Source organism: Amycolatopsis sp. PS_44_ISF1, from assembly GCF_032335455.1.
In the GTDB taxonomy this organism is placed as follows: Bacteria; Actinomycetota; Actinomycetes; order Mycobacteriales; family Pseudonocardiaceae; genus Amycolatopsis.
On record NZ_JANUXO010000002.1, the window covers coordinates 2,436,355 to 2,448,255 of the forward strand.

The 11,901-nt window shown below is 69.4% G+C and carries 8 protein-coding genes and 4 pseudogenes; 7 read left to right on the forward strand and 5 right to left on the reverse strand.

Going from position 1 to position 11,901, the window contains the following annotated elements; all coding sequences use genetic code 11:
- The first annotated feature begins 7 nt into the window (after positions 1 to 7).
- The 5 genes and pseudogenes from NYF13_RS25085 to NYF13_RS25110 all read left to right on the forward strand — a co-directional run bounded on the left by NYF13_RS25085 (position 8) and on the right by NYF13_RS25110 (position 4,930).
- Positions 8 to 1,078 carry an MBL fold metallo-hydrolase gene (locus tag NYF13_RS25085; RefSeq protein ID WP_396287645.1) on the forward strand — a complete coding sequence of 357 codons (1,071 nt, stop codon included), beginning with the start codon at positions 8 to 10 and terminating at the stop codon, positions 1,076 to 1,078.
- Between the two features lie 924 nt (positions 1,079 to 2,002).
- Positions 2,003 to 2,257, forward strand: a complete 255-nt coding sequence (locus NYF13_RS25090; protein ID WP_315660100.1) for a Smr/MutS family protein — start codon at positions 2,003 to 2,005, stop codon at positions 2,255 to 2,257.
- 238 nt (positions 2,258 to 2,495) lie between these two features.
- Positions 2,496 to 3,531 (forward strand): annotated as a pseudogene (locus tag NYF13_RS25100) (Rieske 2Fe-2S domain-containing protein).
- 9 nt (positions 3,532 to 3,540) lie between these two features.
- On the forward strand, positions 3,541 to 4,401 hold the full coding sequence (locus tag NYF13_RS25105; RefSeq protein WP_315660101.1) for a MaoC/PaaZ C-terminal domain-containing protein: 861 nt from the start codon (positions 3,541 to 3,543) through the stop codon (positions 4,399 to 4,401).
- 61 nt (positions 4,402 to 4,462) lie between these two features.
- Positions 4,463 to 4,930, forward strand: coding sequence for a riboflavin kinase (locus tag NYF13_RS25110; protein ID WP_315660102.1), 468 nt, complete (start codon positions 4,463 to 4,465; stop codon positions 4,928 to 4,930).
- Positions 4,931 to 5,004: 74 nt separating this feature from the next.
- Here the strand turns inward: NYF13_RS25110 and NYF13_RS25115 are convergent, their stop codons facing one another.
- From NYF13_RS25115 to NYF13_RS25130, 4 genes and pseudogenes are all read right to left on the reverse strand, one after another.
- A complete protein-coding gene (locus tag NYF13_RS25115) occupies positions 5,005 to 5,781 on the reverse strand; it encodes a DUF5134 domain-containing protein (RefSeq protein WP_315660419.1) in 777 nt (258 codons plus the stop codon).
- Positions 5,779 to 6,078, reverse strand: a pseudogene (locus tag NYF13_RS25120) (DUF5134 domain-containing protein); the annotation flags it as partial. The gene NYF13_RS25115 and the pseudogene NYF13_RS25120, both read right to left, overlap by 3 nt.
- 252 nt (positions 6,079 to 6,330) lie before the next feature.
- A pseudogene (locus tag NYF13_RS25125) lies at positions 6,331 to 6,630 on the reverse strand (hypothetical protein); the annotation flags it as partial.
- Between the two features lie 374 nt (positions 6,631 to 7,004).
- Positions 7,005 to 8,399, reverse strand: a pseudogene (locus NYF13_RS25130) (wax ester/triacylglycerol synthase family O-acyltransferase).
- 58 nt (positions 8,400 to 8,457) lie between these two features.
- Here NYF13_RS25130 and NYF13_RS25135 point away from each other — a divergent pair.
- Positions 8,458 to 9,717, forward strand: coding sequence for an alpha/beta hydrolase (locus NYF13_RS25135; RefSeq protein ID WP_315660104.1), 1,260 nt, complete (start codon positions 8,458 to 8,460; stop codon positions 9,715 to 9,717).
- On the opposite strand, the gene folE is transcribed toward NYF13_RS25135, so the two are convergent.
- The gene (gene folE, locus NYF13_RS25140; protein WP_315660105.1) at positions 9,698 to 10,291 is read right to left on the reverse strand and encodes a GTP cyclohydrolase I FolE; all 594 of its coding nucleotides are present in this window, start codon (positions 10,289 to 10,291) and stop codon (positions 9,698 to 9,700) included. The genes NYF13_RS25135 and folE overlap by 20 nt on opposite strands.
- 199 nt (positions 10,292 to 10,490) lie before the next feature.
- Here folE and NYF13_RS25145 point away from each other — a divergent pair, with 199 nt between their 5' ends.
- Complete coding sequence (locus tag NYF13_RS25145) at positions 10,491 to 11,144, forward strand: transcriptional regulator (RefSeq protein WP_315660420.1); 654 nt, start codon at positions 10,491 to 10,493, stop codon at positions 11,142 to 11,144.
- Positions 11,145 to 11,901 lie beyond the last annotated feature (757 nt).

Sequence of the window (11,901 nt, forward strand, 5' to 3'; positions counted from 1 at the left end):
CGGGGACATGGTGAGTAAGACGGTCTCCGCGCTCAGCGATTTCCCGGTGGCCTTCGGCGCGAAGGCCACCGGCGCACGAGCCGAGCGCATGCGCCGGTCACCCCAGTTCGCCGACGGGGTGTTCCACAACACCTCCCCCACCCGTGCGTCGCCTTCGGCCTCCGCCGCGGGCAGCATCCTGCGGGAGCTGTTCCTGGGCGAGAACCGGGCGCTGCGCAAGCCCGGCGGTGAAGTACCCCTGGTCGCGCAGCCGGCCGCGGAGTCCACCGATGGCGTCTACCTGACCTGGTTCGGCCACGCGTCCACGCTCGTGGAGATCGACGGCACCCGCGTACTGTGCGATCCGGTGTGGAGCGACCGGGTTTCGCCCGCCGCGTTCGCTGGACCGCGACGGCTGCACGCACCACCGGTGCCGCTGGCCTCGGTCGGGCGGGTGGACGCGATCGTGATCTCCCACGACCACTACGACCATCTCGATCTCGCCACTGTCCGCGAACTGCTCACCACCCAGGACGCGCCCTTCCTCGTTCCGCTGGGTGTCGGCGCGCACCTCGAGCGATGGCGTGTGCCTAGTTCGCGGATCGTGGAGCTCGACTGGAACGAGGGGGCCGAGGTCGGGGGCATCCGTTTCACCGCCACGCCGGCGCAGCACTTTTCCGGTCGCGGGATCGGCAACGACAGCACTCTGTGGACGTCGTGGGTCATCGCCGGTCCCCGGCATCGTGTCTTCTACAGTGGCGACACCGGTTACTTCGACGGTTTCGCGAAGATCGGTGAAGAGCACGGCCCGTTCGACGCCACGCTGATCCAGATCGGCGCTTACGCCCCGCAGTGGCCTGACATCCACATGACCCCGGAAGAAGGCGTCGCCGCCCACATGGACGTGCAAGGTGGCCTGCTCGTGCCGGTGCACTGGGCGACGTTTTCGCTCGCCATGCACCCCTGGACCGAACCCGCCGACCGGGTGTGGCACGAGGCCAAGGCCAATGACCTTGCGCTCGCCGTCCCGAAGCCGGGCGAACGGCTCAACGTCGCGAACCCACCGACCGTGGACGGCTGGTGGCAAACGCTGGCCTGACCGGCACGGGCTTTCGCCGATCCACCAGTACGTTCTTGCAGGCCTGCACTGAGGACGTAGCCTGACTGGGCCAGTCGAAACACCGGAACAACCCGGACCGGAAGCGCCGCGAGATCGTCCCGGCGCGGCGTTTCGAACCATGGTGTTCATCTCAACCTCCTTCGCTTAGTGTGCGATCGTCATTCATCTTCTTCGCAGGAGGCCAGTTCTGGTGATGATCGGCGCTGGAGTGCGCGCCGGGACAGTCGTTATTCGTGGTGATTTCGAAGTTAGCGCGCCGGACCCACCGTTTCCGGCATCCACCCAGATGATCACCCCATCGTGCGAACACATGTTCGAGTTGATGTCGATAGAGTGATGCCATGCACTCATACACCACTTCGCTTTGCGCCGCCTCAGCGCCGGGCGTTCACCAGATCGGCACTAGTCGAACAATCCATGAGATAGAAAATTTCCCTACTGTTAAACGATTTGCCAGCATAACTAACGATCCACAGAAGACTGATGTCCGATGTGGACTTCCCGGCGCCGGCTCGCTCGTCGTTGGCGAATGTCGGCACGGCAGCTCTGAGGTCCGAAGGCCGAGCGGCTCCATCTCACCCCTGCCGTCCGCGGAACTGCCAATCCTGACTCAGGAAGACGCACCCGAGCTGTGCGCAGCTCCGCGCGCCAAGCAGTTCCGACTGGCCATGGTCACCCCCAGCCACGGAGCCCAGCCAGCCGCCCGAGAAAAGAATGCGGGCTGGCGAGAGCAGGACGCGCCCGCCGACGGTGCGGGCACCCGGACCGCTCTTGTCCAGATCGTTGGACAAACCACCGGAGTGCACCGATTTCGCCCGTACGCTGGTAATCCGATGGGCCGTTCCAGCGGTGGTGCCACGCACGAACCGCGGAACGGTGGTTCCAGGTGGCAGGCTGGGGGCCATGAAGCTGAAACTCGACCTGCACGACATCTACAACCGCGGTGGCGAGATCGACCGCGCCCTGCAGTCGATCATCGACGAGGCCGTGGCGAAGAAGGCGCCGCTGGTCGAAATCATTCCCGGCAAGGGTTCCGGCCAGCTGAAGAAGCACGTCCTGCGTTTCCTGGAGCGCAAGGACGTGAAGGCGCTCTACCACCGGATCGAGAAGGACAAGGACAACTTCGGCCGGGTATTCGTGCACTTCCGCTGGAAGTGACCTACAGCCAGTCGTCCGGGCGAGGCCACAGCATCAGCGTCGTGAGCGCTTCCTGCACCGGCTCCGTCACGGTGTAGCGATCGCGATGAAGCAGCAGCGGACGAGCGTCCGACGCCTCCCCCAGCCCGGTCAGGCGCCCGATGGTGGTCGGTTACCTCGCGGCCGAGCGGCTGGCGAACGAAGATCGGATCGGCTCGAGAGGCAGGCAGCGAAGCCACAGACGCAGGGATTCAACACCATCTGCATCATCGACGCCGCTGCGCCGCCCGCGCGGTTCGCCCGCGGCTGGCGCTGCCTGAGGCTCGCCGACACCTTCCGCGACGGAAACCCGCACGCCCTCAACCCGTTCGGCACGAAGCTGGTCGTCTTCTCCTATCTGGCGGGCAAGCTGCACGTGCTCGACAGATACTGTCGGCACATGAGCGGTGACCTCTCCCGGGGCTCGTTCAAGGGCGACGAGATCACCTGCCCGTTCCACGACTGGCGGTGGAGCGGCAGTGGCAAGAGTGTCTTGATCCCCTATGCCAAGAGGGTTCCGTTGCGGGCGCGAACCCGGACGTGGCGGGTGCTGGAGGAGAACCGGCAACTGCTGGTCAGGCACGACCCCGAGGGCAACCCGCCGCCGGACCACCTAGTGGTGCCGCGCGTCGACGGCGCGTTCCGCGACCAGACCTGGAACTCCATCCTGATGGACAGCGCCGACTGCCGCGAGATCATCGATAACGTCGTGGAAATGGCGTACTTCTTCTGGATCCGCCACGCCTACCCGGCGTACTTCGAGAACGTCCCTCAGGGCCACGTCGCCACGCAGTGCCTCCACATCAAAGGCCGCCCGGACTTGGACATGGCGTCGAACTACGGCGACGAGGAGACCTGCCGCGCTCGGAGCTTCATACTTCAACCCATCGAACATGATCAACAATTCAAGAATCTGCTTCACCCACGGAAATCCGTTCGAGGTCGAGGTCGAGGTGACGGAGCCGGCGTCCGAGCCGGTCGACGCGGGTATCACGCAACTGACCGTCAGCCTCGATGGCGAGACGCGGCAGCTCGCGTGGGCACGGTCTCGGAAGCTGCTCGATCGTCTGCTCGAGCAGGGGCTGGACGCGCCGTACTTGTGTCAGAAAGGACAGTGCAGCGCGTGCCGGCTGGGCGGCGGCGAGGTGAAAATGCTGAACTACGAGATCCTGGACGCCGAGGACATCGCCGACGGGATAGTGCTGGCCTGTCAGTCGGTACCGTTGACCGACGAGGTTTCCGTCAGTTACGAGTAGGGAGAGCCCGTGCCCATCGACCCCGCGCTGGCCGTCGGCGCCGATCTCGGCGAACTGGAGTTCGGCTGGACGCCGTCGGAAGTGCTGCTGTACCACCTGGCGCTCGGCGCGGGTGCGGACCCGATCGACAAGCGCGAGCTGCGCTACACCTACGAGGAGGAGCTGCGGGTGATCCCGACGTTCGCAACCGTCGCGGTGAACCTGCGCACCTACGAGCCGCCGAAGCTGAAGTTCCCCGGGGTGGACATCGACCTGGCCAGGGTATTGCACGGTAGGCAGGAGATCGAGCTGCACCAGCCGATCCCGGTGACGGGCAAAGCGGTGGCGCGCACGCGCATCGTGGACGTGTTCGACAAGGGCAAGGCCGCCGTGCTGGTGCAGCAGACCGAGGTGACCGCCGAGGACGGGAATCCACTGTGGACGGCGAGGTCGAGCATCTTCGCCCGCGGCGAGGGCGGGTTCGGCGGCCGGCGCGGGCCGGCCGACCGGATCGACTGGCCGGACCGCGAGCCCGACGTCGTGCTGGAGACCCAGACACTGCCGCAGCAAGCGCTTCTGTACCGGCTGTGCGGCGACCGGAACCCGCTGCACGCCAACCCCGCGTTCGCCCGGGCGGCGGGTTTCGACCGGCCGATCCTGCACGGCCTCTGCACGTACGGAGTGGTGGCGAAGTCGCTGATCGACGCGTTCCTCGACGGTGACCCCGGGCAGGTCAGGACGTTCGGCGCGAAATTCGCCGGTGTCGTCTTCCCTGGTGAGCGGCTGCGGACGCGGGTGTGGCGCGAAGACGACCGGCTGCTGGTCACCACCACCGCACCCGAACGGGAGGACGCGCCTGTGCTGTCCGACACAGTGCTCGTACCCCGCTGACCACGTCGTCCGGGATACCGTGAGCGGAGGACGGAAACCTCGCACACGACGGGACGGCGGGATGTCGGACGAGCACGACGGCACCTTCTTCGTGGTACGCGGCCCGGTGGAACCGGGTGACAAACGCGGCCGCGAACTCGGGTTCCCCACGGCGAACATCGCCCTGCGCGACCAGAGCGGGCAGGTCGGCGACGGCGTGTGGGCGGGCTGGGTGGAGCGAGCGAGCGGGACTTTCGTGGCCGCGGCCGTCTCGGTGGGCCGCCGCCCGACGTACTACGGGGCCGACGGATACCGGCTCGTCGAGGCCCACTTGCTGGACTTCGCCGACGACCTGTACGGCGAGACGCTCACCGTGTGGCTTGGCCGACACCTGCGAGACCAGGAGAAGTACCCGTCGGCGGAAGCCTTGATCGAGGCGCTGGCCCTCGACGTGGCCGCGGCGCGCGAGTGGGTCGCCGGTCACCCGACGGCCCTGCTGCCGGCCTTGGGCTCACCGCCGCCGGACGGCGAAGTCCGGCGCTTCGGCTGATCCTCCGCTTCGGGTACGGAGCGGCGGCTCCGCTGGGCCGATCGCCGGGTCCGGTGCGCCGGCCTTCGGCTCCGTCAGATCGCGGCGAGCAGCATGTACCCCATGCCCGCACCCATCACGGCACGGCACACAGTGCGGGAGGTGCCCCCCGGCGAAAGCTGGCCACGAGTGCGAGCGGCCAGGAAACCTGACCGGACGGCGTCGGCGGCGAAGTAGACGGCGCCCACGACCGCGAGAGCCGGGAGGGCGAGTCTGGTGTCCATGGTGGACATGATGAGCCAGGGGCCGTGGACCAGGTCACCGTGCGGCATCGCGGTGATCATGTAGAGCATCGCGGCTGCGGAGAGCGCGTGGTGACCGCAGGCCGAGGGGTGCGGGGAGGCGGCGGCGCCCGGGTCGGCAGGGCGGGGTCGGGGATGGTGCACGGGGCTGGGTGGGGCGGACTGGCTGGGCTCCGCCGGTGCATTGGATAAGCCGGGCTGATCAGGGGCAACTGACACAACAGGTGGATCAGACACGATCGGCGCATCAAGCAAGTCAGGCTGGTCGGGCTGGTCGGGCTGGTCGGGCTGGTCGGGCACGATCGGCGCGCCGGGCAAGCCGGGTCGGCCGGACACGATCGGCACATCAGGCAAGCCGGACTGGTCGGGCACGATCGGCGCGACAGGCAAGCCGGGCTGGCCAAGTTCGGCGGGAACGAGCGCAGCGGCCCGAGCAGACCGACCGAACCCGGCTAGCAGAACAGCTAAGTTTGGCTCGCCCACCGGAGTCGTCGGGTCTGTCTCACCCAAAGAAGCGAGCGGGCGTGATTTGGCCCCACGGATGGGTGAAACCCCGCCTCCGAACGGCACCGCGGCCAACGGCCGACGACCGCGCCGGGTGGTCGTGGGCGGGGTGGAGCGGGAACGCCACCAGGAAACCGCGAACCAGCTCGTCGTGAGGGCCAGGACGGCCTGCCAGCCGGCGGCGGGGATCGGGGCGCCGATCGGGGACAGCATGGCGGCCATGGCAATCACGAGGAGCAGCTCGGCCAGGTCGCCGTGGCGGGCTTCGGGGCCCAGCCGCACGTAGTCCAGGCGGGCCAGGCGGCGGGCGCACGGCAGGATCAGCAGCGCGAAAACTGCGGTAAGCAGCCAGGCCACCACCACCAACGGGTTCACCGAAGGCGGGCCGAACGTGCTGGGGAGTAGAAATCCGGGCAGGACCGTTGGACAGTCACTGATCGTCTCACTCCGTGGTCGCGGGCGGGGGTTCCACCGTGGCATCCGGGGGCCGGAGTGCGCCAGCCCGCAGAGGGGTGAAAGCCGTTGCCCCGCAAGATTTACCGGCAGCACGCCAAGCGGACGGCCCGTAGCACGGCTCGATCTCCGGTCAGATCAGCCCACAGCCCGGAGCAGCGCTCAGTCCCCGGTCAAGACCAGGCCGCTGGTCTTGACACCGGTACCTGCCGTGACCAGCACCGCCGACGCGGACGCGACCTGGTTCACGGCCGTGCCGCGCACTGGGCGGGCGGCCTCGGCGATGCCGTTCATGCCGTGGAGGTATGCCTCACCCAACTGGCCGTCGTGCGGGTTCAGCGGGAGGCGCAGGTCGCGTGGCCGGTTCACCGAGGTGGCGACCAGCGCGACGCGGACGTCTCTCTCCTGACAGCAGTCCAGCAGGTGCAGCGGCTCGGCGACCCAGCACGAGGCTGGGTGCTCGGCCGGCCGTGGGATCAGGCGTGCGGGTTGGTGGCCGCGTCCACCAGCGCTTGGTTCACGCGCTCCGCCGCCGGTCTGAGCTCACTGCGTCCTGATGCCTTGAAGAATCCGTCGCGCCGATCCCGGCGAGGGCCATCTCCTGCGAGAACGTCACGAAGCACCTCCGGAAAACCGTGCCCGTCAGGTGCTCACCCAGACTGTCCACAGCGGACACGGCCAGTTCGATCTCCCGACTCTCGCGGGCGACCACCGGTGAGGATGTTGAGGAAGAGATCCTTCGAACCGCAGGCGACGGCGGCAGCGGGCGAGCACCAGCTTCGTCCAGCCGGGTTACCGGCGGCGCAGCGCGCTCCAACCCGGCTACGACAGGGCGGCTAGCTCTCCGGGGCGGCCTCCAGTAGTTCGTCCAGCGCCTCCGGCAGGGCTTCGGCCAGCGGCCACAGGTCCTTCACCAGCTCCTTGGCCCCGAGCAGGCCGACGCCGACCTTGCCCGCGTTGGACAGTACCGTGACGTTCAGTCCGGCGCCGTGGAAGACCGGGCCGAGCGGGTACAGGCCGGTGACGTGCGCGCCGAGCAGGTACAGCGGCACCGGCGGACCGGGGACGTTGGAGATGATCAGGTTGTGCACCACCGGGTGGCGCTCGGCCAGCCGCAGCGACGAGTAGGCGCGCACGCCGAGGCCGAACACCGTCGCCGGGGAGAACTGGGCCCAGTCGGCGAGCATGTCGGCGTCGATGTCGTGGTGGTGGTCCTTGGCCAGCCGGTTCGCCTCGGCCAGGAAGAACACCCGCGCCGCCGGGTCGCCCAGGTGCGTGGGCAGCGAAGCGAAGAACGCGGACACCTTGTTGCTGCCGTGATCCCGCTCGGTGCGTTCGTGCACCGAGACCGGCACGGTGGCCACCAGGGGGTCCTCCGGCAGTTCGCCGCGGCCGAGCAGGAATTGCCGCAGCGCTCCGGAGACGAGTGCCAGCACCACGTCGTTCACCGTGACGCCGAAGGCGTTCTTCACCCGCTTGACGTCCGCGAGCTAGATCTGGGCGAACGCGACCGAGCGGTGGCCGGTGATGGTACCGTTGAGCGAGGTCCGCGGCGCGGTGAACGGAACGGGCATTCCCTTGCCGCGCAACGCTTTGCCAATCCAGCGCGGCATCAGCTCCACCAGCTCGGGCAGCAGCCGCGCCATTTCGAGCGGGCGCCGGGCCACCGATTCCACGCTCTCGCGCAGCATGGCCACCGGCGTGGGCAGGCCGTTGTTCTGCTCCTCGCGCGGGATCTCGGGCAGCGGGGCGTCGGGCTCCGGCCCGGCCAGGTAGGTAATCAGGCTGGCGCCGCCGACGCCGTCGACGCTGGCGTGGTGCATTTTGAGCAGCACCGCGACCTGGCCGTTCGACCGGCCTTCGAGCACGTAGAGCTGCCACAGCGGGTACGCGCGATCCAGGCGCTGGCCCGCGATGTGCGCGCACAGCTCGGCCAGCTCACGGTCGTCGCCCGGTGACGGCACGCCGATGCGGTGCACGTGGTGGTCGAGGTCGAAGTCCTCGTCTTCGACCCACACCGGGTGGCTGAGGTTCCAGAGCGGGTTGTGGAGTTTGCGGCGGAATGCCGGGATCAGCGCGACGCGTTCGGCCAGCCGCCGCTTGACCTCCGCGAACGAGTAGCCGCCGGGGATGGTGGAGCCGTCCAGCACGAGCAGGGCGCAGACGTGCAGGACCTGCGAAGGCGTCTCCAGGTAGAGGAAACTCGCGTCCAGCCCGCTCAGTCTCTGCATGCCGCCAGCGTAAGGCAGAACGCGGCCGGGAGCGGACCGCGCAGGTAGCATCGCGGTGGTGAAGCCGAACTTCCTGACCCGCCGGGCGGTGCAGCTCGGTCTCACCGCCCTCGCGCTGCGCCCGCCGCGGCTGCGGTCCACCTCGATCCCGGTGTTCTTCGGCGCGTGGCTGACCGACGAGCTGGCGCCGCACCTGCTCGGCCTCACCCTCGCCGACACCGCGCAGCACCTCGCGCGCCACGGCCTGCGTTCCCCGCGCGACCGTGCCGGCCTCGCGCTCGCCGCGCTTTCCGCCGCCGGGCTCGGCGCGTTGGTCGCCACCGCGCAGCAGGCCCGCGGCGAGGTCGAGACGGCGCTGACCGAGGCACTCGGCCCGGACTACAGCTCACGGCTGGCCCACCCGCCGAGCCCGCGCGACCTCGCGACGCCGTGGGGCCAGCTGGCGCTGCCGTTCCGCGGCCTCGACCCGGACGTCGTGCGCGAGCGGGACATCCCGTACGCGGCGGGTGGCAAGCGCTTCCTGCTGGACGTCTTCCGCCCCCGCGAGCCGGTGACCGGCGCCCCGGTGCTGCTGCAGGTGCACGGCGGCGCGTGGACGATCGGCACCAAGGACGAGCAGGGCCAGCCCCTGATGCGCCACCTCGCGCGCCGCGGCTGGATCTGCGTCGCGATCAACTACCCGCTGGCGCCGAAGAACCGCTGGCCCGCGCACATCGTCGCGGCGAAGCGATCACTGGCCTGGATCCGCGAGAACATCGCGGACTACGGCGGCGACCCGGGTTTCGTCGCCGTCACCGGCGGCTCGGCCGGAGGGCACATGGCCGCGCTGCTCGCGCTGAGCCAGAACGACCCGGACCTGCAGCCGGGCTTCACCGAAGTGGACACGAGCGTGCAAGCGTGCGCGCCGCATTACGGCGTCTACGACATCGCCGCCACTAGTGGCGCCGTGGAAAGCAAGTACCGGCTGGAAGGCCTGCTCGCGCGCCGCGTCTTCGCCGCCGACCGCGATCCGGTGAACTACCTCGACGACTACATCGCCGCCTCGCCGCTGGACCGCGTGTCCGACGCAGCCCCGCCGTTCTTCGTGATCCACGGCCGGAACGATTCGCTGGTGCCGGTGGAGGAGGCCCGCGAATTCGTCGGACGCCTCCGCTCGGTGTCGCGGCAGCCGGTGGCCTACGCGGAGCTGGCGGGCGCGCAGCACGCGTTCGACGTGTTCCCGTCGATTCGCAGCGCGCACGTGGTCCGCGGGGTGGAGCGGTTCCTCGACCACACCTACCGGGCCTGGGCCGCGAAGACTACTTGTTCACGCCGGTGAGGGCGAAGAACTCCTGACGCGAGCGCGCGTCCTCGCGCAGCGTGCCCAGCAGGGCCGAGGTGACAGTGCTGGACCCGGTGGCCAGCACGCCGCGCTGGCTCATGCACGAATGCTCCGCCTCGATCACCACGCCGACGCCCTTCGGGCCGAGCTGCTCGGAAAGCCAGCCGGCGACCTGCTTGGTCAGGCGCTCCTGCACCTGCGGGCGGCACGCGAAGTGCTCGACCACGCGCGCCAGCTTCGACAGGCCCAGGATCCGCTCGCCCGGCAGGTAACCCACGTGCGCGACGCCGGTGAAGGGCAGCAGGTGGTGCTCGCACACCGAGCGCACCGGGATGTCGCGGGCCAGCACCAGCTCGTCGTAGCCCTCGTCGTTGGGGAACGTGGTGAGGTCGAACGGGCGCGGGGTGAACATCTCCGCGTAGGCGCGGGCCATGCGCCCGGGCGTGCCCCGGAGGCTCTCCGACTCGAGGCTGACGCCGAGCGCCCGCAGGAACTCACCCGCCGCGCGTTCGGCGGCGGCGAGGTCGATGCCGGGGTCGGGTTCGTGGACGACGTGGAGAGCGGAGCTCATGGGCAGGTCCTCGATTCTTCGAGCTTTCGCCCAGGAATCTTTGCCTTACCGGACGGTGGGGTCAAGAAACCCAGCTCAGATGTGGGTGCCGCCACTTGTGGACACGTTCTTGGGAGTTATCGTGGGAGGGGTGACAACTGAGCCCGCCGTCCCGGCGATCCGGGCCGTGGCGGCGTTGGAGGAAGACCTGCGCCGCGGGATGTACGCGTTCATCCGCTCCGCGCGGCGCCCGGTCAGCCGGGACGAGGCCGCAGCGTCGGTCGGCATCTCGCGTAAGCTCGCCGCGTTCCACCTGGACAAGCTCGTGGACGCCGGTCTGCTGAGCGCCCGCTACGAGGCGGTCGGCGGGGTCCGCAAGGTGGGCCGCACGCCGAAGGTCTACGAGCCCGCCGCCACCGACTTCACCATCACCATTCCGCCCCGCCGCCCGGACCTGCTCGCCGACATCCTACTCGGCGCCGTGATCACGGAGCGCGAAGGCGAAACCGCTCGCCAGGCGACCCTGCGCGTGGCCGCCGACCGGGGCGCGGAGTTCGGTACGGCCGAACGCGTCGACGCCCGCCCGGGGCGCCTCGGCCCCGAGCGCGGACTGACCTTCGCCGAGACCGTGCTGACCCGCCACGGGTTCGAGCCCAGCCGCGACACCCCCACCCGGGTGGGGCTGCGCAATTGCCCGTTTCACCCGCTCGCGGCCCAGGCTCCGGACCTGGTGTGCGGAGTCACCCGAGCCTTCGTGACCGGAGTCGTCGCGGGCTTGCAGGTGTCCCACGTCGAGGCGGCGCTGACGGCGCCACGCACTGGCGGGTGCTGTGTGGAACTGCGCGGGACTCACCCCGTCTCACCGGGCGGGTGAGCCAGGTCCAGCAATTGGGCGGCGGCCGGCCTGTCCAGAGCCCAGTGGCGACCGGAGCGGAGGAAGCGGTGGTCGCGGCCGTAGCGGAGTTGCAGTGATCCCTGGGTGATGCGGTTTCGCCAGATTTTCACGGGCTCCGACGAGTCCACCTCGGCCGGATCGGCGCGCCGCGACGGGCGGGGCCCAGGTGTCACGCGACGCGGCCAAGCCGGATCGAACGGCTTCGCGCCAGGCGTGGACCCACGCGGAAAGCTCCTTGAGCGGTACGTCGGCCCCAGCGGCGAGAGCCGGAAGCCCGACGGCCAGGCGGGCAGCGCACTGGGCCAGGTCCTCGTCGAAAGTGAGGTCAATGGTGGTCGGTCTGGCTTACGGGTGGTGAGCTCGCGCGGAGGGTGACGGGCCCAGGGTGGGCGAGGCGGCTGGTAGGCCAAAGGTGCGCGAAGCGGCTGGTGTGCCAGGCGCGGACGAAACGCCCGCCCGGCCAGAGGCGCGCGAAGCGGGCGACAGGTCACACGCCAGCGAAGCAGCAGCCGGGCAAGCAGCGGGTGAAGCTGGGCGCCGCGGCAGGGGCCAGCGAAGCAACCGCCAGGCTAGAAGCAGGCGAAGCAGCAGCCGGGTCGGAAGCAGGCGGAGCAGTCGGTGTGCCACGAGCCAGCAATGCAACCGACGAACCAGAAGCGGGCGCTGGGTCGGATGCAGGCGAAATCGCCGAGGGGTGGAAGCAGGCGAAGCGGCTGAGGAGGTGGAAGCCGATGAA